The sequence below is a fragment of the Serratia sp. BNK-17 genome (assembly GCF_048684935.1).
Lineage (GTDB): Bacteria > Pseudomonadota > Gammaproteobacteria > Enterobacterales > Enterobacteriaceae > Serratia > Serratia nematodiphila.
This window is the reverse complement of record NZ_JBLQTR010000002.1, coordinates 14,405-36,401: the sequence shown is the minus strand read 5'-3', so window position 1 is coordinate 36,401 and position 21,997 is coordinate 14,405. Positions and strand designations below refer to the sequence as shown.

Annotated in this window: 32 protein-coding genes and 1 pseudogene; 8 read left to right on the top strand and 25 right to left on the bottom strand. The window is 51.7% G+C overall.

What is annotated here, in order from left to right:
- Positions 1-159: 159 nt before the first annotated feature.
- The 8 genes and pseudogenes from ACMGF7_RS24465 to ACMGF7_RS24430 form a co-directional block, all read right to left on the bottom strand.
- Positions 160-315, bottom strand: coding sequence for a hypothetical protein (locus ACMGF7_RS24465; RefSeq protein ID WP_166729840.1), 156 nt, complete (start codon positions 313-315; stop codon positions 160-162).
- Positions 316-546: 231 nt separating this feature from the next.
- Positions 547-693: pseudogene (locus ACMGF7_RS24460) on the bottom strand (DUF1391 family protein); the annotation flags it as partial.
- Positions 694-1,005: 312 nt separating this feature from the next.
- Positions 1,006-1,188, bottom strand: coding sequence for a hypothetical protein (locus ACMGF7_RS24455; RefSeq protein ID WP_187212356.1), 183 nt, complete (start codon positions 1,186-1,188; stop codon positions 1,006-1,008).
- Entirely contained in the window at positions 1,163-1,570 is a 408-nt protein-coding gene (locus ACMGF7_RS24450; protein ID WP_420279555.1) for a hypothetical protein, read from the bottom strand. Before ACMGF7_RS24450 ends, ACMGF7_RS24455 begins: the two co-directional genes overlap by 26 nt.
- Before the next feature lie 2 nt (positions 1,571-1,572).
- The gene (locus ACMGF7_RS24445) at positions 1,573-1,899 is read right to left on the bottom strand and encodes a DUF1064 domain-containing protein (protein ID WP_420279554.1); all 327 of its coding nucleotides are present in this window, start codon (positions 1,897-1,899) and stop codon (positions 1,573-1,575) included.
- Between the two features lie 2 nt (positions 1,900-1,901).
- On the bottom strand, positions 1,902-2,306 hold the full coding sequence (locus ACMGF7_RS24440; protein WP_420286806.1) for a Ref family recombination enhancement nuclease: 405 nt from the start codon (positions 2,304-2,306) through the stop codon (positions 1,902-1,904).
- Between the two features lie 223 nt (positions 2,307-2,529).
- Positions 2,530-2,979: a hypothetical protein gene (locus tag ACMGF7_RS24435; RefSeq protein ID WP_420286805.1), complete on the bottom strand. Its 450-nt coding sequence runs from the start codon at positions 2,977-2,979 to the stop codon at positions 2,530-2,532.
- Positions 2,976-3,461 (bottom strand): hypothetical protein, encoded by a 486-nt coding sequence (locus ACMGF7_RS24430; protein ID WP_154871500.1) that lies wholly within the window; start codon positions 3,459-3,461, stop codon positions 2,976-2,978. Before ACMGF7_RS24430 ends, ACMGF7_RS24435 begins: the two co-directional genes overlap by 4 nt.
- A 123-nt stretch (positions 3,462-3,584) precedes the next feature.
- Between ACMGF7_RS24430 and ACMGF7_RS24425 the strand changes: the two genes are divergently transcribed.
- From ACMGF7_RS24425 to ACMGF7_RS24400, 6 genes are all read left to right on the top strand, one after another.
- Positions 3,585-4,223: a helix-turn-helix domain-containing protein gene (locus ACMGF7_RS24425; RefSeq protein WP_420286804.1), complete on the top strand. Its 639-nt coding sequence runs from the start codon at positions 3,585-3,587 to the stop codon at positions 4,221-4,223.
- 104 nt (positions 4,224-4,327) lie between these two features.
- The gene (locus ACMGF7_RS24420; RefSeq protein ID WP_420279550.1) at positions 4,328-4,714 is read left to right on the top strand and encodes a hypothetical protein; all 387 of its coding nucleotides are present in this window, start codon (positions 4,328-4,330) and stop codon (positions 4,712-4,714) included.
- A 151-nt stretch (positions 4,715-4,865) separates the two neighbouring features.
- The gene (locus ACMGF7_RS24415) at positions 4,866-5,513 is read left to right on the top strand and encodes a ParA family protein (protein WP_420286802.1); all 648 of its coding nucleotides are present in this window, start codon (positions 4,866-4,868) and stop codon (positions 5,511-5,513) included.
- A 42-nt stretch (positions 5,514-5,555) separates the two neighbouring features.
- The gene (locus tag ACMGF7_RS24410) at positions 5,556-5,798 is read left to right on the top strand and encodes a hypothetical protein (RefSeq protein ID WP_420286801.1); all 243 of its coding nucleotides are present in this window, start codon (positions 5,556-5,558) and stop codon (positions 5,796-5,798) included.
- Between the two features lie 579 nt (positions 5,799-6,377).
- Positions 6,378-7,154, top strand: coding sequence for a Rha family transcriptional regulator (locus ACMGF7_RS24405; RefSeq protein WP_420286800.1), 777 nt, complete (start codon positions 6,378-6,380; stop codon positions 7,152-7,154).
- A 63-nt stretch (positions 7,155-7,217) separates the two neighbouring features.
- Complete coding sequence (locus tag ACMGF7_RS24400; RefSeq protein ID WP_420286799.1) at positions 7,218-7,556, top strand: hypothetical protein; 339 nt, start codon at positions 7,218-7,220, stop codon at positions 7,554-7,556.
- Between the two features lie 93 nt (positions 7,557-7,649).
- Here the strand turns inward: ACMGF7_RS24400 and ACMGF7_RS24395 are convergent, their stop codons facing one another.
- Positions 7,650-8,093: a hypothetical protein gene (locus tag ACMGF7_RS24395; protein WP_420286798.1), complete on the bottom strand. Its 444-nt coding sequence runs from the start codon at positions 8,091-8,093 to the stop codon at positions 7,650-7,652.
- 370 nt (positions 8,094-8,463) lie between these two features.
- Here ACMGF7_RS24395 and ACMGF7_RS24390 point away from each other — a divergent pair, with 370 nt between their 5' ends.
- A complete protein-coding gene (locus ACMGF7_RS24390) occupies positions 8,464-9,411 on the top strand; it encodes an Abi family protein (RefSeq protein ID WP_420286797.1) in 948 nt (315 codons plus the stop codon).
- 166 nt (positions 9,412-9,577) lie between these two features.
- Positions 9,578-10,087, top strand: coding sequence for a DUF2778 domain-containing protein (locus ACMGF7_RS24385; RefSeq protein ID WP_420286796.1), 510 nt, complete (start codon positions 9,578-9,580; stop codon positions 10,085-10,087).
- A 283-nt stretch (positions 10,088-10,370) separates the two neighbouring features.
- On the opposite strand, the gene ACMGF7_RS24380 is transcribed toward ACMGF7_RS24385, so the two are convergent.
- The 16 genes from ACMGF7_RS24380 to ACMGF7_RS24305 all read right to left on the bottom strand — a co-directional run bounded on the left by ACMGF7_RS24380 (position 10,371) and on the right by ACMGF7_RS24305 (position 21,970).
- Complete coding sequence (locus tag ACMGF7_RS24380) at positions 10,371-10,613, bottom strand: hypothetical protein (protein ID WP_238969661.1); 243 nt, start codon at positions 10,611-10,613, stop codon at positions 10,371-10,373.
- A gap of 172 nt (positions 10,614-10,785) precedes the next feature.
- On the bottom strand, positions 10,786-11,193 hold the full coding sequence (locus ACMGF7_RS24375; RefSeq protein WP_420286795.1) for a type II toxin-antitoxin system HicB family antitoxin: 408 nt from the start codon (positions 11,191-11,193) through the stop codon (positions 10,786-10,788).
- Positions 11,194-11,266: 73 nt separating this feature from the next.
- A complete protein-coding gene (locus ACMGF7_RS24370) occupies positions 11,267-11,446 on the bottom strand; it encodes a type II toxin-antitoxin system HicA family toxin (protein ID WP_420286794.1) in 180 nt (59 codons plus the stop codon).
- Positions 11,447-11,769: 323 nt separating this feature from the next.
- On the bottom strand, positions 11,770-12,033 hold the full coding sequence (locus tag ACMGF7_RS24365; protein ID WP_238969658.1) for a hypothetical protein: 264 nt from the start codon (positions 12,031-12,033) through the stop codon (positions 11,770-11,772).
- 74 nt (positions 12,034-12,107) lie between these two features.
- Positions 12,108-12,419, bottom strand: coding sequence for a hypothetical protein (locus tag ACMGF7_RS24360; protein WP_238969657.1), 312 nt, complete (start codon positions 12,417-12,419; stop codon positions 12,108-12,110).
- Positions 12,420-12,524: 105 nt separating this feature from the next.
- On the bottom strand, positions 12,525-12,749 hold the full coding sequence (locus ACMGF7_RS24355) for a hypothetical protein (RefSeq protein WP_238969656.1): 225 nt from the start codon (positions 12,747-12,749) through the stop codon (positions 12,525-12,527).
- A gap of 76 nt (positions 12,750-12,825) precedes the next feature.
- The gene (locus ACMGF7_RS24350; RefSeq protein WP_154871534.1) at positions 12,826-13,113 is read right to left on the bottom strand and encodes a hypothetical protein; all 288 of its coding nucleotides are present in this window, start codon (positions 13,111-13,113) and stop codon (positions 12,826-12,828) included.
- Between the two features lie 647 nt (positions 13,114-13,760).
- Complete coding sequence (repA, locus tag ACMGF7_RS24345) at positions 13,761-14,597, bottom strand: plasmid replication initiator RepA (protein ID WP_420286793.1); 837 nt, start codon at positions 14,595-14,597, stop codon at positions 13,761-13,763.
- 755 nt (positions 14,598-15,352) lie between these two features.
- The gene (locus ACMGF7_RS24340) at positions 15,353-16,048 is read right to left on the bottom strand and encodes a hypothetical protein (RefSeq protein WP_154871532.1); all 696 of its coding nucleotides are present in this window, start codon (positions 16,046-16,048) and stop codon (positions 15,353-15,355) included.
- Positions 16,049-16,071: 23 nt separating this feature from the next.
- On the bottom strand, positions 16,072-17,196 hold the full coding sequence (locus ACMGF7_RS24335; protein WP_420286792.1) for a contractile injection system protein, VgrG/Pvc8 family: 1,125 nt from the start codon (positions 17,194-17,196) through the stop codon (positions 16,072-16,074).
- 3 nt (positions 17,197-17,199) lie between these two features.
- Positions 17,200-17,415, bottom strand: a complete 216-nt coding sequence (locus tag ACMGF7_RS24330; protein WP_085337420.1) for a tail protein X — start codon at positions 17,413-17,415, stop codon at positions 17,200-17,202.
- Positions 17,390-17,848 (bottom strand): phage tail protein, encoded by a 459-nt coding sequence (locus ACMGF7_RS24325; RefSeq protein ID WP_171884983.1) that lies wholly within the window; start codon positions 17,846-17,848, stop codon positions 17,390-17,392. Before ACMGF7_RS24325 ends, ACMGF7_RS24330 begins: the two co-directional genes overlap by 26 nt.
- The gene (locus ACMGF7_RS24320; RefSeq protein WP_420286791.1) at positions 17,848-19,467 is read right to left on the bottom strand and encodes a hypothetical protein; all 1,620 of its coding nucleotides are present in this window, start codon (positions 19,465-19,467) and stop codon (positions 17,848-17,850) included. The genes ACMGF7_RS24325 and ACMGF7_RS24320 overlap by 1 nt, the downstream gene beginning before the upstream one ends.
- A 102-nt stretch (positions 19,468-19,569) precedes the next feature.
- Positions 19,570-19,869: a phage tail assembly protein gene (locus tag ACMGF7_RS24315; RefSeq protein ID WP_197763118.1), complete on the bottom strand. Its 300-nt coding sequence runs from the start codon at positions 19,867-19,869 to the stop codon at positions 19,570-19,572.
- A gap of 56 nt (positions 19,870-19,925) precedes the next feature.
- A complete protein-coding gene (locus ACMGF7_RS24310; protein WP_380692115.1) occupies positions 19,926-20,432 on the bottom strand; it encodes a phage major tail tube protein in 507 nt (168 codons plus the stop codon).
- Positions 20,429-21,970 carry a phage tail sheath C-terminal domain-containing protein gene (locus ACMGF7_RS24305; protein WP_420286660.1) on the bottom strand — a complete coding sequence of 514 codons (1,542 nt, stop codon included), beginning with the start codon at positions 21,968-21,970 and terminating at the stop codon, positions 20,429-20,431. Before ACMGF7_RS24305 ends, ACMGF7_RS24310 begins: the two co-directional genes overlap by 4 nt.
- Positions 21,971-21,997: the final 27 nt, after the last annotated feature.

Here is a 21,997-nt window from a genome sequence, read left to right as displayed (position 1 = left end):
AGCCGATTCACGGGGCTTTGCGTCGGCCGGCGCTGCAGTGCGCTTACACACGTCACAACTGAAAGGACACTCCAGGTCAGCGACGCCCCCGTCCTGCCATCCACCAGCGCGGCGGGGAATGTCCTTTCATGTTGTGCGCCCCGTAGGGCGCGCTGGGTGTTAGCTTGCAAGCCACTCGTCATAGGTTTTCAGCGGTTTCCCGGTCATGAATTCGTTGCCTTTACCGTCGTCAGCGCAGGCAAGGTAAATCTGATATTCGCTGTCGTTGTCGCCGCGCGCCTTGGTCTGCCAATTCGCGTTTTGTTCGAGTTGCATCGTGTAACCCTCTGCTGTCGGATATGGCGCCCGCCGGCATGGCGGACGCGTCTGGAGCCTTTAGCGCAACGGAACAACCTGATAGCCGTCATAGCGCGTCATGGTGCGGCATTCACGGGCGCCCCAGGCATCAGCGGCCTGTTTGGTCGGGAACGTGTTGCCGTTCACCCACACGCCGCACACGCGGTATTGCAGACGGAATTTGTTAACTGCAGGCTTGCCGGACAGTTGGCGCTTTAACCAGTTGTTGGCGCCTTTTTCGGTTTTGAATGGCTTGCTCTTTGTGCGGGTCATCGCTGTGAAAGTGCCGTCACCGTTAGGGAAAACACCAACGCTAACGCTTTCATTGTTGCCCAGGTCGTAAGTGGTTTTTTTCATCGGGTTATCTCCGGTTTGGCCCTGGCGGTATGCCCGGCCGGTGAAAATATATTAGGACTTTTAGTCCTAACCATCAAGCTATTTTTAAATATTTATTTAATTCTTTATTTCGTTATTCCGGGAGGTGTGCCGATGACAAAGACGCGGTGCGCGAACGAGTCCGGCGCGTCCCTGACCTCTTTAATCGCTTTGTTGTTGCGCGCCTGGCACGGTACGCAGAAACCGCTACGGACATAGCGAACATTACCCCCGCATTTCGTACATACGCGGCCGATAAATTTAATGTCCCCCGCCGCGCGGGCTGCCTGGCGATCAGTGCGCATAATTACCCAGCCCGGCCAGCACCTTCGCCAGCTCGTCACGCGCGGCCACAATTTGCCGCGTAGAGACTCCGTGAACCATTCGCAGCGAATGGCCATTCGTTAGTTTTGTCAGAATGTCGATCGCTTCCTCGATCGCCGTTCTATCATCAGCAATGCGGCGCTTTTCCATCATTCCCCCGTTGTTTGCTCAACCAGGCCGCGATAAATCCGCGGCCCTTTGCTAAGCGCCGTTTGTAGGTGCTCAGCGACATAAAAAGGGCGTGGGCTTTGTCTATCTGTCTGGCTTTTTTGTCGAGGCCCCCCAGATCCCACGCCCCGTATTCGATTCGGATTACCGTTGCCGCATTTCTATCAGCTGCAGCCAACGCCATCACAGCGGCCTCTACGTCTGCCTCTACAGTCCACAGCGCCTGGCCACGGCCACCGCCGGAAAACATGCAGCCGGTGATCATCATCATTTCCAACATTGACCCGAAACCAGAGCCGCCATAACCATCGGCGCGGATCCATCTGGCCCACTGCTCCAGAAGGGCGTCCAGCTCATGAGGGCGCATAGCTAAACCTCGATAATGGTGATCGGGTAGTGTTGCTCCACCAGCTTTTTCTTGATTCGATACTCAGCAGTACGGACGCCCTTCACGTCGATAACCTCAACAACACCGTCAGCGCCAAAAACAACAAAATCCGCAACGTACTTCACACCGCCAGGCAGATGAAACGGCACCTGACGGAGGAACATCACAACATCGCCGGCGCGCTGCCGTAGTTTGAGCTGGCCGTAATAAGCCGCTTCTTTTTTGCTGTCGAACGTGAAGCCATCGACAACCGTTTTTTTATTCCCGTATTTCCCTGGTGTTTGGCGCAATGTCTTGTAATTCAGCATTGTTAATTGGCCTCTACCGGCATTTCGCCCAGGCTGAGATCGAAACCTATCTCGTCTTTCACGCTCTGCGGCAGACGTTCCCACGTCAACGCACACAGATAGGCGTCTGTGCCGTATTTCTCGGAAAATTTCACCGCTGGCTTGCCTACAGGGTGACGAACGGCAAAACCGGCAGGCAGGCGAGCACCGGCGGGGATTACGCCTCTATGATGCGCAGCGCAAGCGCCATAGCCCCGAAAGTGACAATCGGGATCGGTACTCCCAAAATCAGGATCATGATGAAACTCAGTCCACGCGCCCGGGTTTTCAATTTCGCGGCCGTCCAGGATGCAGGCAATACAGCCAACGGATTGAATTACAGCCGTGATATACAGCCTTTCCTTTTTTGTTGGTGTGCGGCCGTTCATTGGCGCTCTCTCCGCAAAAAATCGTTAAATCGAGTGATCAGGCCAGCGTAAGCCGTGCGGGCGTATGGGTTGCTGTTCAGCTCACTGCGGGACTTGATGCCGCACAATGTGCGCAGCTGCTGCGCGGCGGCTTCTTTGTCGTTTACTGGCGTATTGGTTTCCACAGCCAGAAAGCGCCAAAATTTTGGATTTGCGCAGTAGCGCGCCGCGCCTATGACGTAGCTCATACCGCACCCCGGAAACCGCGCGCGCGGCTGTAGCAGGCCGAAAACGCTTCTTCGGGGGTAATGTATTGCCGGCGTTTCTGCTCAGACTCCAGCGAGCCAGGGCGGCAGCAGACAAAGAGATCGGCAGGTGTGATCGGGTTGTCATCAAAAAGGCTATGTAGCGGCGCGTGCGGTATGCAGATCGTCGCCTGGTGTCGGCGAAGCAAATCCAACTCGCATTGCTCGTTTATCCCTGTGACGACGATCACCAGGTCCCGGGCTTTGCGGTTCGCCTTACGGTTCAATATCAGACGGCGGAGACGGGTAAATTTCTCGCCAGAATCAAGCGAAGCGCCGGTGTTGTCGATGTGCTCGACGCGGTAACAACCTTTCAGGTCTTTGGCCAGCTGCCGCACCATAACTACTTGTGCGCTATGCTGGCCTCCCACAAACGCCATAAGCATCATGATAAGCCCCTCAGTGAGTCCCGGCGGGCATCGCGGATAGCCGCATGAATCTCTTCAACGCTCCCCGCGTCCTTGCCGACCTCCTCCAACACAGAGACGGCATTTCGCACCTCTTGCACGGTTACATTAGTTGTCGCCCACCGAGCAACTATCCCGGGGCCGTTCAAATTGCATCGATGCGCCGGCAGCTGCAGCTCATCAAAAACCTGCTTCAGGCGCGCCAGATTGCGAACCATTAGCGACCCCTGCAGGCGGCGCCGGCGCGGTGAGGATTCGGAGCTATTTTTTTTCGTTAAAAACAATTCGCGCATTTGGTTGATCGCCACTAAACCATCAGAAGCCTGAATAATCCGCGCCTGGTTATCAGGGCTGGGGAATCGCTCTAAACGGGACCAGGCGCCAAGAGCCGACGGGGTAAACCCGTGTTTTTCTGAGCACTTTTTAATCCCGCCTTGCTGTTTCACCCACTCTAAAAGAGTCACAGCACACCCTCAAAAACCACACTTAATTTAAAAATAACCACAATTTGAGGTTTCGACAAGCAAAAAAATTATGCAAAACTACAATTTGTAGTAACCTAACTGCAATTTGGGTAAGGGTACGTGATGAAAACTAGAGACGAACAAACTACACAAGTGATCGGCTTGCGCCTGCAGCAAAAGAGAAATCACGCCGGGAAGAGCGTGGTAGACGTGCAAAACGAGACCGGCATACCACGCAGTACACTACAGAACTATGAAGCGGGGATCCGTCAAGCGCCATTAGGTGTGATTCGAAAGCTCGCCAGCGTCTATAGGACCTCAGCGGCTTACCTGGCCGGGCTTTCTGACTATGAGGGCGACGATGAAGCCCTGGCGTTCTCCACTGCTGATCCGTTTCTTGCCGGCAAACAGACAACGAGAGATGACCCGCTGGCGTTCAATAGCTCCATGCTAGCCCAAAAGGGATTATCACCTGCAAAACTGGCACTGATTCAGTCTTCAGATAGCTTCCTAGAAGAGGTGCCAAAAGGCGCCGATGTGCTTATAGACACATCCGTCAAAGAAGTCACAGCAACAGACATTTATGCGTTCAAAGATGATCGCGACAACATTATTATTCGGAGCGCACGCCAAGAAATAGGTAAATCCGGGTTTACTATCTACGCTACGAAAGATGTCCATTTTCCACCTAAATATATCTCAGGTGAGGATGACAGCATTTCGGTTTTTGGACGGGTCGTCTTTGTGGGTAGCTGGCGGTAATACCTCGGCACGGCGTTACGTCGTGCATTTTTTTACCCTCAAAAACCACAAAACGAGACCAAGACCACACTTCGAAGCGGTCGATAGCGCTCAAAGAGGCCATTATGCAAGATTACAGCAATACTTCTTATGCAGATTACACCATGAATACTAACGATATTTTGTCAAAAAGCATGGCTGTAGAATCTATTCTCCTCAACGTGCTTGATCGAGAGGGAAGGAACCAAGGGGAACTATTCGAAGCTGTATTATCCCTATTATTACAACAAGTAAGGGAAATTGATAGGTTTCGAATTATATGTGAGAAAGATAACCGCTTCTCCGCCGAGCTGATCCGCATTGGCTCACACAATATCGGTGCTGTAGCAATGACCGAGCGGATCCAGGCAGAAGGGGACAAAAGCGGAGACTTGGCTGAGGCGCTGTTAACCCTTATACAAAACCAAATTTTTGAGATTCAGTTAGTTAGGAGTGAGATCACCTCATTCTAAACATACGCGGGCATAGTCGCGCCCGCAATCTTTATTTCTTTATTTAAATAAATATTTACATCCCTCTTTACACCTCCCAGGCATTGCGATAAGCTCCAACACGCTTAATCTTTAAATATTTAATTAAAGATATATTTACGGAGCCTCGACAATGACACTTTCAGTAGCCCTCGCCTCCGGTAAAGGCGGCGTATCAAAATCCACCCTGGCCCGCGCCTTGGGTGTCTCTTATGCAAAATCTGATTGGACCGTACTCGGCGCCGATCTCGATATTGGCCAAGCAACAATGGCTAACTGGATGCGCCGGCGCATTGCGAACAACATCGAGCCGGTTTTTGACGTCCAGTCATTCGGGGCGCCGTCCCTGGTGAAAAAGAAAATCGAATCCGGATCGTGGGATATGGTTGTGCTGGACTGCGCCGCGTTCGCGTCAAAATCCACTATAGAGATCGCCCACATGGTAGACCTAATGGTTATCCCGACGCGTTTCAGCCTCGATGACCTGGAGTCCACAGTGCATACGGCTAATAGCCTGGTACAAGCCGGCGTCCCTATCAAAAAGTTGGCTATCGCATTCAGTGCCGTAGCCGAGAACGCGCAGGACTATGAAGACGCCAAGGCATACATTGGCCAAACCCCGTATTTCATGATTGACGGCTACATTCCCCAAAAGCCGGCTTTGAGCAAAACGCAGGACCTCGGCCGCAGCATCATTGAATGCGCCTATGTGGCTCCGCGTGAACGAGCCGATCACGTCGTCCAAGGCATCATCGATCGCCTTGAGACATTAACGAATTAAAGATTTAAATAATTAACGATATAAATATTTAAGGAGCACCTTATGGCAGGCCCATCGAAAGCAGCAAAGAAGGGAAAGGGCATTGCGCCAACACTCAGCCAGACCGCAACAGGCGTAGAAACCACAGCCAAAGCGGGCAGGGAGTTAAAAGGCGGCAAGGCGATGAATTTCAACGTTGACCCTGAATTTTTCACTGACTATAAAACGTTCGCCACAATGAATAACTTGAGCATGAAAGAGCTTTTAGAGCGGTCTTTTGCTGAGTACAAGCAAAGACACGGCTGAGGCTGGAAGGTGTAACGGCCGGGATTGCGGCCCGGCCGTTACTGACACAAGTAACTACGGAGATAGTTATAATGTCCGAGAAACAATATAACCAAATTTTGAAAACCCGTCTAACTGACCTGCCAGAATTGAAAATTAAAGACGTCGCGGCCGTCCTGGCCACTCGGCCGGCATGGCTGCGTGAAATTGCCAGTCGTTGCCTAATGAAAGCAATCTAACCTCCATGCGCTGAATTTTCAGCTCATGTAGTCATCAATCCATTTTTGGATTAATTATCATCGGCGCCCCCTGCGCCGATGTTTCTACTTGCGCGCAGAGTGGCCAGGCGGTATCTTTCCCACATCGTAGCAAAATCTGCGATCGGGATTGAGACCCCGGAATTCTTACAGGCGCATATACCGCGTTAGCGGTTTTTTTATGCGCTAAGCATGGCTACACCTCAATGGTGGGCTGTGTGGGGCATCCGTAAGGATGGCCGGTTTCCTGTAAGCCCGGTAGTCTCAACCCCACACAGCTCACCACCAGTTAAAGATTGAGACCTTCTGGCGGTGATTTCCAAATGCTTACAGGATACTCATCATGACAGATCAAAGCCCCCTTTTGACCACCCCCGAACACTTCATATCAAGCCAGAACGGCAATCTAATCACCACTTCATACGCAATAGCTGAGGCATTCGGTAAGACGCACAGTGATGTACTGCGCAGAATAAAAACACTAGATGCGCCTGAAGACTTCACTAAACGCAATTTTGCGTTTAGCTATAAAATCAATAAGTTAGCAAACAACAAAAAAGATATATACGTTAATACAACAAAAGACGGCTTTATGCTCCTGGTGATGGGCTTCACCGGCAAGAAAGCGATGGCCATTAAAATCGCCTACATCAACGCCTTTAACATGATGGCCGAGGAGCTGGCCAGGCAGCAGAAACAAGCCGACCAGGTGAAGCAAAAGCAGCTGCAGGAGATCGCCGCAAAAAGCGCCCAGGAACACGACCAGTTTAAGGCGGCGCCGGCATATCGGAACGAGGCCCGCGATTATGTGTGTGACGTCCTGGCAGGCTGTCAGGCGTTCGCGGAAGAGCATGGGATAAGCATGGCTGATTGGGTGCCCATCGACCGCGACAAAGCCGCCTCGGGCCTCCTGGCGGACCTGCTCTATGGTATCAAGGCCGAGCTGACATTTAGCGCCAGGCTCGAGCCGCAATTTAAAATACTGCCCGCCGGCGCCGTACACATCATGCCAACCGATCCAGAATGCATGAAAGCAGTTGTGGAGCGTGTTGTAAGCCCCGATATCTTGGCGGCAATGCTTCAAGTAGGCATTTCCAGACTAGCCGCCAAAGTAAAATAGTTACATTGTCACTTAATGTTTTTTCAGCCGCCAGGAATGGCGGCATTTTGTAAGGATGCACAAATGAAACGAGTTATTCTGTTCGCCGTCCTGGCGATGTTCCTGGCACCTGCAGCATACGCAAAAAATACCGCCATGCTTGAAATGCGCATCAATGGCACATGTAACACAATGGCTAGCGGGAACGGACCAGCAAGCCCTGATGTTCTTTTTGATATGTGCTGGCGTGGGGCGCGTGATGCCTACAAAGGTAAACCGGCAACCTGTCACAATAAAATTAAGCAGTTCGACCTAAAGGCGCAAAAGTTATCCGGTATAGAACGCGCTGAATACGTCCAGATTGGATCCGCTTACCGAATAGGATGTAATGCTGGGGAATCAGCAAAGAACGCAGGCCTTTAGGTAATAACCCCCTCCCCCGTGACACGTCACAGGTGTATCGTGTGGCGAGTCACAATACCAGTAAGGGGGATCAGCCAAATATGGTTCGAGGGATTAATGAGAGTAGGTGGTCGGTATATCGAGATTAATTCCAATTTTCTTTATCAGAGCGTATAAATTTTCCTTGCTGTCACCTTCAAGTATTGATGCTATCTCATTCAATGCTTGCGCTGATTCAAGAACTACAGATTGTGAGGGAACACACCTAATGCCGATATAACTTTGTTTGAGACTGCCAGGTAAAGCCGAGTATTTAGCCATTAACTGAGCCGCTGCTTCTTTTAAATCATGAAGGGTTTCATAATTAGCACGGAAATTAGTTATTTTGGATTGTTCCCTCAATAGCAGCGCTGAGATTCTCCCTAATTGTTCCCTGAATGATACGTAAGGTTCAATTACTCTCTTAGCTATAAGCTGGCCAACGACAAAAACAGTAACACCAGTTAGAACGGTTACGGCAGCAGACGAACTCATAATTTTACCAAAAGACTGAATCATGAGAGCCATCCTATCGGGTGGGTAACTACTTGTCTACTGGACAGATGTGTCATATGAACTCGCAGAGTACATGCAGATTATCTCTACTTTCGGGTAGGATGCCCGGCCGAGCAGTCAATGAGGGAGGCGGTTTGCTTACAGCTGAAACGCAAAACCCCGGAATCATTTGCATGACCCCGGGGCTGGTATCCTTTCGCTTTATGTCAAGGAACTGGCATCACTGAGATGCACACACCACTACGAGGTGGGAGAAGAACCGTCGACTAGCTACACGAGGCACAAACTACGCTAGTTTTAAGGGGCTGTCAATACCTTTTCGAATCTGGAATAATGTTAGATATCGCCTAAAAACGCCCAAGAAGATGGATTTATGCCAAACAGTTATGATTACACTGAACCGGCACGGTTGCTAAGCACCGCGCGTTTAAGCAGTTATAAAGTTTCTCTTGCGACACAATCAGATGCTCAACTTTTCGGCGCTTATTGTTGGAACTTAGCTATCGTAGGGGCATTTTATCCCCTGATACAAATCATTGAGGTTTCTCTTCGAAACGCCATAAATCATGTCGTTTGCACGAAATATCAACAGGAAGGGAAATATTGGTTCGAATTAATACCGTTCACTCAAGATACCAACCTTCAAGGGGATCTAGTTAACGCCGACCAAGTTAAAAAATTCAAAGATAACAATAAAAAAGCAAAAAAAAGCGCCAAGAAAGCATTGGAAGAAAAGGGAATAGCTCAACCTATACCGACTATTGATCAGATTATTTCTCAAACTGAATTCTCTACTTGGGAATACATTTTTGACAAACACTTTTATAACGGTACGGAAAAAAATTTCCTTTGGCCCCACGAGTTAACAAAAGTGTTTAAAAAGCTCCCGCGCGTTACTGATAAAAACCCTAGTTTTCATCAACGTGACGCTATTCGACGCAGAATTGAAGAAATAAGAGCATTCAGAAACCGGATATCTCACAATGAACCAGCCTGGCATGTTGGCAGCGCAAAGACGAAACAGGCAGTTATAAGCAGCTTGATGGAAAAACTAAATAACATGATGGAATTGTTATATTGGATTTCGCCTAAGTTTGCAAAATACGTTAGAGATATAGGGATTGAAACAAGAATTAAACAAGTGCTACATATAAATGAAATAAATAGATACATGCACACATTTGAACAATATGATGTTGCCGATTTAGAGCAATTGATAGCGGTAACACAGCGTGCAAACACAGAAAACCATCGTTGTTATTTCAGCGTAAACGGTGAAATGGGTATTTTATTACCTCGGAATACATTGCTTTTACAATAATCAAAGCTCCCTGAAAATGGGATAATCCCTCGCTGTGACACGTCACAGCGTTAAAATGTGACGCGTCACACCAGCCGGCCGCAAGGCCGGTTTCTTTTCGTGCGCCGGCGATGGTTTCTGATTACAATTTGTATCTTATTCATCCAGCAGTTACGCAAGGAGCACGATGATTCACGGACGATTCAGACTTAATCGGGACACCGTTACGCTTTTAGAGTGCGGGGTGAACGGGAACTATCCCGCGTTCTCCGGCAACGGCAAATACACCAATCAACCAGGATGCACGCATAAACCGGACGACGGCGCGCTACCAGCTGGGCGCTATTGGATTGTTGACCGGCCGACAGGCGGCATAGGCTCCCAGGCTCTCACCTGGGCGAAAGACTTTGTTAACCGTACAGATCACGCCACCTGGTTCGCCCTCTACCGCGACGATCACCGCATCGATGATTTCACCTGGATAAACAGCGTTAAGCGCGGACAGTTCCGCCTACACCCCATCGGGCCGGCCAGGCTTTCCCTGGGCTGTATCACCCTATACAACGCAGAGGACTTTGTACGGCTCCGGGAGCGGCTTTTACGGACGCCGCGCGCAGGAGTTCCACGCACAAATAACAAATTAATGGCATATGGATCCATCGATGTGATCGGCTATGAGAGGCGCTGTACAGTATGAGAAAGCTAGCGGCCGTTGTGGCCTTTCTTTTATTCATGGCTATCTTGCCGAACGTGATCCCGTCTCAGCTGCTTCTAACGAACAGCATGGCGATTAAAATGGTCCACAAGTCCACGGAATGGGGTCTAAGTGACCCCGAGGCACTATCAACGGCCTATCTGCTCGCTATCTATGCCGCGATCGCTGCAGTGGCCTCCTGGCTCGTCTTGCGCATTGTCCCAAAAAAATCAGCGTAGCCCACATAGCAAAAAGCCCGCACATTGGCGGGCCTATAAATATTTCTTTAATTATTTAAATCGTTATTTTCGACTAACTCAGCGATGCCGCGCCAGCTCTTATACGCTTTTTCGACCTCAGCCAGGGAGTGAAAAACCCGAACGCCTGGGCCGCGATATGCGCGGTGAGCAGCGTTATCAGTATACATTTCCCACCACTCAAATTTTTCATCAAACATCAGCGTCATATCGTTACCACGGGCCACCAGGTTGAAATGTTTGGCGCCGAGAATCGTCACATTTAAAGTCATCGGGTTATCTCCGGTTTGGCCCTGGCGTCATGCCCGGCCGATAGAGATATGTTAGGACTTTTTTTCCTAGCCTGCAAGACCTTTTTTAAAGATTTATTTAATTCTTTAACGGATAAAAAAAGCCCGCGAATCGCGGGCAATTGTTTGAGTTGAAAAACGAAGGTTTTATTTTTTATGCGGTTTTTTGCATTTCGCGGCGTGCCAGCTCGGCTAAAAAGCCGCTGCGGGATGTATACTCGCGATGCACTTCTACATACTGGTCAATTTTCAACAACAGATTTTGTGGAATAGTGATATTTAACTTTACGGACTTGCCGTCATATTTACTTAAATCGATATCAACATACGCCCAAATCCCGCCTTGGCAATCTTCATCATGAAGATGCGCGGAAATGTCCTGGGCAGCTGGTAACGCTTTGCCTTTCTCGGCCTGATACTCTAGATGCGCATCAATTGCGCCATATGCATCGGCGATCGCGTCGTCGATGGTATCACCGGCAAAGTAAGCGCCGATAATATCCGGTACGAAACCGGAGAAACTACCGCCCTCTGCCTGATGGAGATAGATCGGAAATTTCATTCATTCACCTTTAATTAGTTTCTCTTTAAGTGGCGCACCCGTTAGGGCGCGCCCCTTTTACTGCTTTACTACGTTACTGCTTTAACTGCTTGAGAATTCTCTGTAGCGTTCCTGTCGCTAAGTCCTTCTCAGGATGGGGGACCGTAATGATGTCTTCTCTGCCTTCCTTCACAAATGTGTGGTGGCTTCCTTTTACGCGGTCTAACACCCAACCTTCTTTCTTCAATTTCCTAATGAGTTCTGCACTGCTCAATAAAACCTCCTTCTTTTTTCAACTCGGGGGCAGTATACCCACCAATACCTACCATTGTCAATATTTTTAGTGGTTATTGGTGGGTATGGCGTACCACTCAGTGGCGGCCCGGTCATTCTGCACTAATTTGGGGCAAAAGGAGACTATTTAACATAATGGTTGTTAAGCGCCCTGGCGGATCGCCACTCGTCACGAAAACCGCGCGTACACGGTAAAAGAAGGGCTTTTCGGGCCTGATATCGGCCCTAAATTATGTTACTAACTTGTTAACAAAACGACGATTCTGATTTGATGAGGAAATGCCGGCATAACGGCCGTTTTCATCACTTATCTCTGATCGCTCTTTCCATTTCAGCCCAGCGCGCGCTCTCCGCCTCGTAGACGTGATTAAACGCCGCGTGCTGGTCACGATGCACCGTTTCATCATATCGCTCCCAAGAGCGCGCAGACCAATGATAAACGACATAGCCGGCCGCCTCGGGCCGGATAACAAATGATTGGCCAGAATAGAGGAACGGAACGCGCGGCAGCTCCTCCCCGATTTTTTGCACCAGGTAGCCCGCGCCCCCGATCGACATGAAGCCCATAACATCACCATTACTGTATTTTTATACAGTATAAATGATAGTGACCAAAAAAAAAGCCCCCGGAGGGGCCTTAATCATAGGTGTGTATCTAAGCCTGTCAGTTCTGTAAAAGTCGCCTGCAGAACGTCGCAATAGATCATGCTGCTCTCGCTCACCTCTGTAACGTTCATCCCGCGGATTTTAAACGCCTTGATCGTGTATGTATCTGAAGCATCGAGCACGATGTGCAAGCGAGTGATGCCATTTTTAACAAAATGCGCCTTCTTTGGGAGATCGAATTGCAGCCCGCGATCGATGGCTACGAAGTTTTTGGCGCCAGTCATTGCAATCAGACGGTTGCCGCCGAGCTGGGTCAGGATACTTTGTGCAATTTCTTTATTAGTCATCGGTTTATCTCCGGTTTGGCCCTGGCGTCATGCCCGGCCGATAGAGATATACTAGGACTTTTTTTCCTACCCTGCAAGACCTGTTTTAAATATTTCTTTAATTATTTAATTATTGATTCGGCGTGCGTGAACCTCCCAGCGCTCGATCCCCATTTTTCCGCAGAATGCCGCCAGGTAGTCCAGGCCGGACCATTCCCGCACATCGCCGCGCGCTTTCTCAACAAACACCGCCATATCGCCAGAAGTCGATAAGCCGAATAGCTGCCAGCGGCCGCGCTCGTTCTTTGTGGCCACAACTTTCGAAAAGGCGCCGGCGGAAAACATATCCATAAAATCGGCTCGGCCCTTACGCTTCAATGTTATGCTGCCCACGAAACAAACCTCCGATTTGTATATAGCAAATCTATCATTTGTGCTTTGGCGGTATCATGCCCAGGCCAGCGGCATAAACCAGCAGACACCACCCGGCATAAGTTGGGCCAGGCGCGCCCGCAATCCACTTCCTGATCGTTCGACCTTCAACGCCGGCATAATTCCCTGCAGCTGAGCCAGTGAAGCCGGCCAGTGTCATGATCACGCGCATATCGTCGCCCGTCGGCCGTTCCCAGCCTGCTGTATACGGGAGGAGTGTTTTAGGGTTTAGCCCTTTATCGATCGCATCTTGTTGAGCTGCTTTTATTTTTGAATCGGTCATTTGTGATCCTGCGCATTTCTTCTCGATGCGTGAACATTAGGACTTTTTATCCTAATGTGCAAGTTTTAACTATCTTTTAGGCCTGCCTTTCTACTGCATAGAACGCTCATACAGGCCACGGTGTAGATAACCAGGCGAACCCCGCGATTTTTCGCTTGATGCTTACAGCTGGCCACAGAGGCCGAATTTGCCCCCTCTTCCTGCTAAGCGCCCTTTTTGGCACGGCATTACCGCGCTTAATTGGCTTCCGGTCGGAGACAAAAGAAATATTCAGCGATTTGCCCGGGCGCTTGCGCCTGGGAGCTACCTTAGAGGCGCTTGCGCCGATATCCGAACCGGCGCGAGCGTTAGCTCGCTGCAAGGGCGGACGTTATCCCCACAACGTGGGACGTATAAGGTTATGAATAGTCATGATTAAAAGAATGTAATTTTGCATCTATTTCTAATGGAAGCATTCAAAAATGGTTTCCGCTTGCATCTATATGTGGATAAGAGATCGAGATAGGTGATTGCCGGCGGCATGAGGGGGATCTTAGCCGTTGTGATGATTTTTTGGTGGGTATTTATTGAACAATTGCGCCCAGGGCTGGATCGCCGCTAGCGCGGCTGTACGCCACGCTATTCAGGGGAAAGGTTTCAGGATGGGATTATATTGGCGGGCTATCCGCAATCCGCCTGAGTCGGCCCAGCTCGCGATCCACCAGCTCTTTAACCCCTTCAGGGCCGAGGCTGATCAGTTCATCGCGGCCCAGGCGTTTAACCAGGCCTTTTGTTATTTCATGGCGTTGCTCGTCCAGGCTCTTTGTGGCCAGCTTCTTGGCCAAACGCCGGGCGGCGTGATCCTTGTTCTGTTTCTGCCGGCGTTCGAACGCTATACGCCGATGGTTTTCCCGTGCGCGTCGGCGTGCTTCGGTGATCGTGAGCTGCTCAGCGTCTACCAGAGAAAGGCCGCGCTTTTGGAAGCCCAATTGCTGCCGCTGGGCGGCCTCATACTCTTCATCACTCAGGCCGCACATGCGAATGAATGCCGGCGTAATCTCGATCAGTTTCGGGATCCAGGTGCCGGCCGTTCTATCCCACACCTTTTCGCACTTGAGAATCCCGTACTCCTCGAGCGTCAGCACTGCACGACTGGCCCGCGTGATCGACTCATTGCCGGCCGCCGATTTGGTCGCAAGCCCGCACTGGTGCGCCAGCATTTCAACGCTCACCTGAGCTATGCCGGTGACAGTGTTCAAGTGGTGCGCGATCGCTTCGGTGACAGCCTGGATAGCTCGGCCACGGTGCAAATTAAAATGCCGTTGGCGCCGGATAGGCTTCAGAGTTTGGGGATTTATCGGCTGCAGCCCATAGAACCCTTCCCACTTCCAAACCTTGCGTTTAGACGCGAAATTACACAGTTTCCTGATGAAACTGGGCCTCGCTTTGTGGTGCTCAGGCGCTACAAACGCCGGGGCGGGATTATGGACATAGTTTGTAAACATGTACGCGGATTCTCGGCGCATTGCGCTTGCTTTTGCCTGAATCCACGTCTATTATCGGAGTTGTCGAGGCGTCCGATAGATTTTTTCTTGTGGATTCCGGCAGAACCCCCGCAGTTACCAGCTGCGGGGGTTTTGCTTTTGTATCTCCCGGAAAACATCACCGAGAGGCCGTTAATTCATTTTGTGACTCAAAACCACATTTCGGGGTCACGAAGAGACTCTAGCACACCTTTCCCAGCTTCGCATTAGATCTCGAGCCGGTCGAGCGCTTATTGTTCGTTATCCGATCTGGATCCCCAAAGGATCCTTTTGCTGCGATCTGATTCTACTCGTAACCCCCTGTACGTCAAACTAAAACGCAAAAGCGGCAAAAATAACCGATCTTTTCGACCTCCGAAGGGAGGTTTTGTGATCGTCCGCGCCGATCAATAATGAGTTATCGATCGGCCATAACCATTTGCCAACAGTTACCGATAAACCCACTCTTAATGGGTTTATCATAAGGAGCGTGTGGCATGTCGTCCTATAACATGACTTTCTGCAGAACGTGCGGACTTTGGATCGGTGATGAGGCTGACTGGCCTAACGGGGAACCTAGCTACTGTGACAAGTGTAAGCCGGCATCGCTTTTAAAGCGAACAGTGACACGAATCGGAAATATAATCCGAGCGGCGTTTATTAGAGTCTTTAAAATTTAAAATCACCAACACCAGGGAACACTAAAAGAGGTGGGTTATTGTCCTCTTTTAGTGTAATTATGGAATAGACGGGGCCATGTCCCCAAACGTATATTTAATGCTGACATTCCACGCAATTCCCTCCTTGTAATCCTCTAAAGCGCCGGACGCTACATCCATTAATTTAACAGGAGCACCAACAATAGCCAATATCATGACAGAATGCTGACGCCAAACTCCTCCCACCCTTTTATTTGTTGACCCCACACTTAGCGTGTATTGCAATGGTATCCCTGAAGTGTCACACGGTATTTTACCCAAGGTGATATCAATGATGACCGCGCCACTGGCCGTACTTGGCACCCGGCTAAGCATTACCGTATTCTTGACTCGCCAAATCCCCCCAGTCTCACTAAACGCGTTATCCTGAGTAAAATCAGGCCCCGCGCCGGTACTTACATACGTGCCAGTAATGCCTACGCAAGGGGCCTTGTAACGGTCTAACAGAAGTCCCGCATCACTCTTACTCAGCAGATTATTCGCGCTGGGGTCTAACTTGATATCACCAGGCGCTCCTCCATCGAGTAAATCAACTATATCTTTTATTGTCGCCGCCTCAGTCACTCCCTCATTAACAACGGGGACTAACGCAGTTAAATTTAACTTTGTTGTAGGTGGCAGCTTGGATATTGACAATGACAATTCATTATCTTGAATGTTTTTTCCGCCTGATTTTAATTGTTGCGCAGTACGGACAGTTTTTAATTGCTCCATTATTTCACCTTGCTTGAACAGCGTTAATAATAGCCAATGCCATCAGATTTTTTTTCTTTCTTCGCCGCTTTCGCTTTGCTCTCAGCAGGCGGTTTAATATCAGTGACCAGGTTAAAAGCCATCGTCAGGCCGGAGCTGTTCAAAGAGAACGCCAGGGACTCAATTAACCAGGTGCGATCCTCCTCCTCACCAAACCCCGCCGTTGTTATCCGACTTTCGGCAGTCAATGGCACATACTGCGGCCGCCCCGGGCCGCTCAGCGTCATTCGCCGCTCGTTGCGGTTGGCCTTCGTCATTTTGGCTTTGGCGCTGCTGTCAGCCTGGGCCTTGCTCGGCTGCGTGAAGGGATTAGCCTGGTCAGGCCCGTTATGCTCGAGCGATTGCGTTTTAGTCCGGCCGTCGGCGGCGTCGTAGTATGCAACGCTCACCTTGCCCTTTTTGCCTTTGCCGTCCGCCGTCTTCGCTGGCTTTTCTGTGGTAGCGCCGCGCTGGCCATCTGAATAACTCCACGATGTCAGCGCCTCCCGGGTGATCGTCACATTGGTAAGCCGGCGCCCGCTCGCGGTCGTCGCCTCTCCTTGTTCCAGGAATAGCCAATAGCCGCCGGCAGGCTTACTAACCGCGTTATACGTTCGCGCCAGGCGAGTCATAAGCGCGGCGTCAGACTCTCGCACCTGATCGATATGCTCGATCGCAATGCTGGCCAGCTGCTCGGCAACCTTCGGGATCAGTCCGTTATCCTTTGCGACCGTCGTCACAATGTCCCCGAGTGTCACAGCGTCCCAGCTGCGGCTTTTCTGGCTCTGTACGTCTCCGGGTTGCTTTTGCGCATTCATAGGGGCTGCAGTGGCATACAACACGATTTTTCGCGGCGGTCCGCTGCTGGCGCGGCCGGATACAACAAACCAGCCCTTGTCGACCAGCTGGCCATTGAATCCCAGGGAAACCCGGAGGCGGGCGCCCTTTGGCGGTAGTTTTAGGGTTTCAGACAGGAGGGTGATCTGCAGCTCGTCAGCTTTGCCCGTGGCGCCACCGTTATCGGTCAGGCTGAGATCAACCAGGTTTTCTCGCAGAATCGCGGTAATATCTCGCCCCTCTGCAGTTATGCGAAATTCTGGCCGAAATTCGGCCGGCTGTTTTTGTTGCATCGGTTAATCCCATAGCTGTATCGGCGATTCTGGCGTCGGCGTCTCAATGTCTGGCAAGGTGATGACTATCCCCGCCGGATAGACTGCCCCCAGGGCCGCCAGTTCGCGATTTGCATCCAAAACCGTTACAACGGTTTGGGAAAGGTTCTCCGTGCCATAGTGAGCCGCACAGACGGCATCCAGCACATCGCCCTCACGGGTTAGATAATTCGTCGGCATAGTGTTTTATCGTGATCGAGTAGGTTTTCTTGCGGGGAACGCCACCAGGCAGAAACGCCGGCGTCGTGTCGGTAAAGTCGGTAATGACCCACCAGCCCAATACATCGCCGGCGCTGCTCACCAACTGCTGAGGCTCCGCCTTGTCAGCCAGGTCATACAGCGCATCGATACTGGCCACGCCGTTCCTAAACTGTGAGTGCGCCTCTCCGTCCATTTTGACGGACCGCGCCGATTTCCCTGTGTACTGCAGTAAGTCCTGCCGGCCGATCCGTTCCTGCTCACTCCAGCGCCAACGGGCCTCACGCGTCAGCTGGTTATACGTCGCCGTATCGATGGAAAATTCAAAATTGCCGAGCATCATCATGATGCTGGCGCTGTCTGCCGGCTGCCTGGCTGAATAGGCGCCGGTGATCGTGCCGATAATGTCTACCATTACCAGGCCTCCGCAGGGTCATACATCGCATTATTGCCGTTGAACACGTCCATGTTTTTCAGTGATGAAACCGCGCTATCCGCCACCGCCTGCGCATCCTGGCCAGGTTGAGCGATCACCGTCATATTCACCTCTTGCCGGCGATTGTCCGTCATCGTGGGCTTGTCGCCGGCAGCGCCCTGATTGGTCAGCGATGAAAGGAAAGCAAACGCGCCATCTAATGGATCATCGCCCTTATCCGTCTCACCGATTGCGGCTAACATCCGATCGTCCGCCTTGTCCCAATATTCGCCCGGGCTGAATACGCGTTCAGAGGTCACGGAATATTGCGTATCGCGGTAAATCCCCTGCAGGGTCTTTTGCTTCTCCGGGTCTGCCAGAATTGACTCAAGCCAGGAACCTAGCCCGTGCGACTGCGCAAAATCACGCGCGCCGGCAATGTCACCGCTCCCGAGTGAGCGCACTATGGCTTTTTTGTCGCTCTGCTCGTTAGGTAAAAGCCAGGACAAACGGCGGGCAATGGCCAGAAACAGCTTTGTTACGGTCATGATGCCGTTGGCGAACTCCACAAGGTTCGGGATCCATTTGTTCCTGATCGTGGTGGAGATAATTTCTATGCCGCCATTTTTGAACCAGGCGGAAAGCTCGTCCGCCAGCTGCGTCACTTTCGGCGCCAATGATCCGCCCAGCTTGCCGGCGATTTCCTCAACGGCCGACCCCCACACGCTGCGCAGATTGCTAAACGCGATATTGCCGCGAATGGCGCCATCTGCGCCTTCTTTCGTCACCAGGTTGTAACGCTTCTGCTGATCCATCATCTCCTTGTAGCTTTTGCCGGTCAGGCGCATGTACGTCAGGATTTTATTGGCCTCGCCCCCCATCAGCATATCGACGGCGGACGCCGCCTCCTGCTCGTCTTTGTGCGTTAGGGCGCGCTCCATGATTTTTTCAAACTGCTGTTCATTGGTCAGGCCGGCAAAGTCGCCGGCGCCAAATTTCAGCATCTTGAAAGCATCGTTAAGCGAGGATTGCTCCCCGGTCGCCTTATATTCGCCGGCTTTGTTCTTCAGCTCCTCGAGAAGATCCCCGAAGTTTTCACCGTTCAGCCCCATTTGCTTCCCGAAGCTGTCCCAGGCGTTATACGTCTCGATGCCCACGCCATAGGTTTTCGCTTTGCCGACAGCTTCAGCGGTTCGGGCGTTCATGTTCACAGGGGAAAGGATCGCGCCGGCAGCGGCAGCCAGCGCGCCGCCGCCGAGCGTCATCCCGATCCCCGCTTTCAGCGTGCGCCCTGCTGCCGTTTTTGCACCGGCACCGAAGCGGCGCAGGCGCTCTTTGCGCAGCAATTTTTGATTAAAGGCTTCCTGCGCGGCATCCGCTTTTTTTATCTCGCGCGTCACGCCGGCATAGTCGCGTTTCAACCCGGAGATATCTTTGCCGGCTAACTTCGCCTTCTTCATTTCCAGCGCAAGCGCCTTCTGTTGCTTGCCCAGCTTTTCAGACTGTTTTTCTACAGAACTCAATCCCTTTTTCAGGCCGTCCGTAGAACGGCCCCAGGAGGAGTCGATATTGCCGCCGAAACTGATAACGGCCTTTAATTTCTGGCTAAGTCCGGCCACGATTGATTATCTCCACTTCAAGCACCAGAAAATCGCTAAACACGCTGAATGGCATGTTCAGCCAGTCGCCCAGCGTGTAATGCAGCCGGCGCCCCAGGAGCCTTAGCCCTCGCTGGATGTCGATTTCTCTCGCTTGTCGGGCGGCAGCAAAAAATCGTTAAACATGTCCTCCAACTGGGAGAAGTCCGCTGAAGTCAGGCGGCCAACGTCAGCAACGTTCATATTGCAAAGGTTCGCGATCATGGCCACTTCATTCTCCAGGTCATTCCCTTTCATCCGGGAGAACTCAATACGGTCACGAACCAGAGGCTCCCGCATGAGCACACTCGTTAACTGGCTGCCGTTTTCGAGGGTCAGCGGGGAGTAAAACTTGATTTCTTTCGTATTGGCTGGATAGCTCATAAAAAACTCCAATAAAAAAGCGGCCCGGAGGCCGCTTGTCAGCGATAAGGAAAGGTTTAAAGGCGGATTTTGGCGGCGATACCGCGCAGCTGATCCACGCCGTTCACGCGGCGAATAAAGCGCTCTGTGTCGATTTCGAACAGCTCCCGGCCTTCAAGGGTTTGCTTGTAGTAGTTGATCGCGATTTCGACCGTTGTCGCCTTCTCAGACAGCGTTTGATTGTCCCGGGCGTCAGGGGTGATCTTCGAGACAAAGCCCTCAATCTCGTCAATCGACCCCAGCGCCCCGCCGTTGCTGAGATAGCCCTCGTAAGCCGCAAAGCGGTTACGGTTGCCCGTCACAAAACCAAAGCGGGACAACATGTCCGCATCGATGCCGTAAAACTTGATCTGGCAGGTGAGCGCCTCCATGCCGTCATCCATCGGCGTCGGCGCGTCCTGCGCGCCGGTGCGCAGGTCCGTTTTAACGATCGACAGTTCCGGCGGCGTATACTCGTGCGCGCCCTGAATACGGAAACCGCCGGCGAAAAACGTCCAGGCCCTTAACGTTGTTTGTTGGCTCATACAGTCCCCAGCTCCTCTACAGCATATTTGTTGTTAATGCGGACCCGCATCGTGATCCGTTCCGTCGGCGACTTCGGCCCAAAATCGTAATCGATATAGACTTCGCCGGCCGCCAGGGTTTCGGCAGTGTTCAGCTCCTCATCCAGCCAGGCGCGCCCGCCAAAAATGGCTTTGAGCTTGGTCAGTGTGCGCATGTAGGAGTTAATCGTTCCAAGGATGTCATCGATGTTTTCAAGGTCCAGCGGGCGATCGACGTACAGCAATACAGTCTCCTGAATGCTGTCCTCGATAACGTCAGCCGTTCGGCGCACAGACTCAAATTGCCATTGCGGATGCTTGATACAAAGGCGGTTCCCCCAATGGCGAAAACCATCACGGCGGATAATGGTTGCGACGTTTTCCATATTCAGGAGGTTCGCCTGGCAGTTGCGATCGCCGAGAATAAACTCGTCAACCTGTTCAACGCCGAGAATATTGGCGATCGGCTGATTCGACTTACTCCACCACCAGCCCTTTTCCAGGTCGATTTTGGCGCGCAGGCCGGCCGCACAGGCGGAGTAAGGACGAAATACGATCTCACCGTTGGCCTTCACTTTCGAGACGCGGGGACGTAACAGCTCAACCCGGGCGCCGTACATCTGCCGGCGGGTCACAACTTCTTGCGGCGTGGCCATCGACTCACAATCAACATAAGCCACCGCGCGCAATTTATTTGCGGCCGTCTCCAGGGCCTTCCCGATCACGTCATCTTCACTAAACCCCGGGGCAATCAAAATGCGTGGACGGTAGCCGGTGATTGATTCACTTTGCGACCAGGCGGCCATTGCGGCGATCAGGTTGGCCCGCACATCTGGATCCACCGAAAATTTCTGTTCAGTGAGCAATTTTGCTCCGCCTTCGGTCGTTAACTTCGCGCCCTTTTCCGTGCTCAGCACCGCAGCGGCTTTACCCTCCGCGTCATCCGCCGCTCGCACGACAATGATCAGCGCGTTCGTTTGATCGGTGATATCCGTGATCGCCTCGCCCAGCGTACCACCAGCACCGAGGGCGCTTAGTTGAGTCCCCCCAATGACTGCCACGGGCGTATTGACAGGAAACGGCTCATCGGTCCCGCCGGTTAACAGCGCCGTGAATGGCGCCACAATCCCCGCCGCCGTCGTTTCTTCGGCCTTAATTTTGCTATCGGCTACGGCATTCACCGCTGTCACCACGTCGGCAGTCGTCGCAGTCACTACGCCTTTATCATCTGCAGCCAAGATGATCGACAGCACGCCGGCCGCATAGCTGGCCGAGGTTTTCACGCCTGCGTCGCCGGCGACGGCCTTAACACTGTACTGATTACCCTGGCGGCCAGGGTCTACCGCTTTGAATACCAGCTCGTTATCCAGTAACGGCGTTCCGCTCGTCACACTGGCCGGCGAGCCTTTCGACGCGTTCGGCGCCGTTCCCACCAGGCCGATAATCGCGGTCTGAATCGTCGTCACAGCAACAGATCCGCTATTCAGCTCTATCGTTTCAACACCATGTAATTCTGCCATTGTTATCTCCAGGCATAAAAAAACCGC

Excerpts from the sequence above, each read along its gene's own strand:
- ACMGF7_RS24465 (WP_166729840.1), bottom strand. The coding sequence starts at position 315 with ATGCAACTCGAACAAAACGCGAATTGGCAGACCAAGGCGCGCGGCGAC.
- ACMGF7_RS24455 (WP_187212356.1), bottom strand. The coding sequence starts at position 1,188 with ATGATGGAAAAGCGCCGCATTGCTGATGATAGAACGGCGATCGAGGAA.
- ACMGF7_RS24450 (WP_420279555.1), bottom strand. The coding sequence starts at position 1,570 with ATGCGCCCTCATGAGCTGGACGCCCTTCTGGAGCAGTGGGCCAGATGG.
- ACMGF7_RS24445 (WP_420279554.1), bottom strand. The coding sequence starts at position 1,899 with ATGCTGAATTACAAGACATTGCGCCAAACACCAGGGAAATACGGGAAT.
- ACMGF7_RS24440 (WP_420286806.1), bottom strand. The coding sequence starts at position 2,306 with ATGAACGGCCGCACACCAACAAAAAAGGAAAGGCTGTATATCACGGCT.
- ACMGF7_RS24435 (WP_420286805.1), bottom strand. The coding sequence starts at position 2,979 with ATGATGCTTATGGCGTTTGTGGGAGGCCAGCATAGCGCACAAGTAGTT.
- ACMGF7_RS24425 (WP_420286804.1), top strand. The coding sequence starts at position 3,585 with ATGAAAACTAGAGACGAACAAACTACACAAGTGATCGGCTTGCGCCTG.
- ACMGF7_RS24420 (WP_420279550.1), top strand. The coding sequence starts at position 4,328 with ATGCAAGATTACAGCAATACTTCTTATGCAGATTACACCATGAATACT.
- ACMGF7_RS24415 (WP_420286802.1), top strand. The coding sequence starts at position 4,866 with ATGACACTTTCAGTAGCCCTCGCCTCCGGTAAAGGCGGCGTATCAAAA.
- ACMGF7_RS24410 (WP_420286801.1), top strand. The coding sequence starts at position 5,556 with ATGGCAGGCCCATCGAAAGCAGCAAAGAAGGGAAAGGGCATTGCGCCA.
- ACMGF7_RS24405 (WP_420286800.1), top strand. The coding sequence starts at position 6,378 with ATGACAGATCAAAGCCCCCTTTTGACCACCCCCGAACACTTCATATCA.
- ACMGF7_RS24400 (WP_420286799.1), top strand. The coding sequence starts at position 7,218 with ATGAAACGAGTTATTCTGTTCGCCGTCCTGGCGATGTTCCTGGCACCT.
- ACMGF7_RS24395 (WP_420286798.1), bottom strand. The coding sequence starts at position 8,093 with ATGATTCAGTCTTTTGGTAAAATTATGAGTTCGTCTGCTGCCGTAACC.
- ACMGF7_RS24390 (WP_420286797.1), top strand. The coding sequence starts at position 8,464 with ATGCCAAACAGTTATGATTACACTGAACCGGCACGGTTGCTAAGCACC.
- ACMGF7_RS24385 (WP_420286796.1), top strand. The coding sequence starts at position 9,578 with ATGATTCACGGACGATTCAGACTTAATCGGGACACCGTTACGCTTTTA.
- ACMGF7_RS24380 (WP_238969661.1), bottom strand. The coding sequence starts at position 10,613 with ATGACTTTAAATGTGACGATTCTCGGCGCCAAACATTTCAACCTGGTG.
- ACMGF7_RS24375 (WP_420286795.1), bottom strand. The coding sequence starts at position 11,193 with ATGAAATTTCCGATCTATCTCCATCAGGCAGAGGGCGGTAGTTTCTCC.
- ACMGF7_RS24365 (WP_238969658.1), bottom strand. The coding sequence starts at position 12,033 with ATGGGCTTCATGTCGATCGGGGGCGCGGGCTACCTGGTGCAAAAAATC.
- ACMGF7_RS24360 (WP_238969657.1), bottom strand. The coding sequence starts at position 12,419 with ATGACTAATAAAGAAATTGCACAAAGTATCCTGACCCAGCTCGGCGGC.
- ACMGF7_RS24355 (WP_238969656.1), bottom strand. The coding sequence starts at position 12,749 with ATGGATATGTTTTCCGCCGGCGCCTTTTCGAAAGTTGTGGCCACAAAG.
- ACMGF7_RS24350 (WP_154871534.1), bottom strand. The coding sequence starts at position 13,113 with ATGACCGATTCAAAAATAAAAGCAGCTCAACAAGATGCGATCGATAAA.
- repA (WP_420286793.1), bottom strand. The coding sequence starts at position 14,597 with ATGTTTACAAACTATGTCCATAATCCCGCCCCGGCGTTTGTAGCGCCT.
- ACMGF7_RS24340 (WP_154871532.1), bottom strand. The coding sequence starts at position 16,048 with ATGGAGCAATTAAAAACTGTCCGTACTGCGCAACAATTAAAATCAGGC.
- ACMGF7_RS24335 (WP_420286792.1), bottom strand. The coding sequence starts at position 17,196 with ATGCAACAAAAACAGCCGGCCGAATTTCGGCCAGAATTTCGCATAACT.
- ACMGF7_RS24330 (WP_085337420.1), bottom strand. The coding sequence starts at position 17,415 with ATGCCGACGAATTATCTAACCCGTGAGGGCGATGTGCTGGATGCCGTC.
- ACMGF7_RS24325 (WP_171884983.1), bottom strand. The coding sequence starts at position 17,848 with ATGGTAGACATTATCGGCACGATCACCGGCGCCTATTCAGCCAGGCAG.
- ACMGF7_RS24315 (WP_197763118.1), bottom strand. The coding sequence starts at position 19,869 with ATGAGCTATCCAGCCAATACGAAAGAAATCAAGTTTTACTCCCCGCTG.
- ACMGF7_RS24310 (WP_380692115.1), bottom strand. The coding sequence starts at position 20,432 with ATGAGCCAACAAACAACGTTAAGGGCCTGGACGTTTTTCGCCGGCGGT.
- ACMGF7_RS24305 (WP_420286660.1), bottom strand. The coding sequence starts at position 21,970 with ATGGCAGAATTACATGGTGTTGAAACGATAGAGCTGAATAGCGGATCT.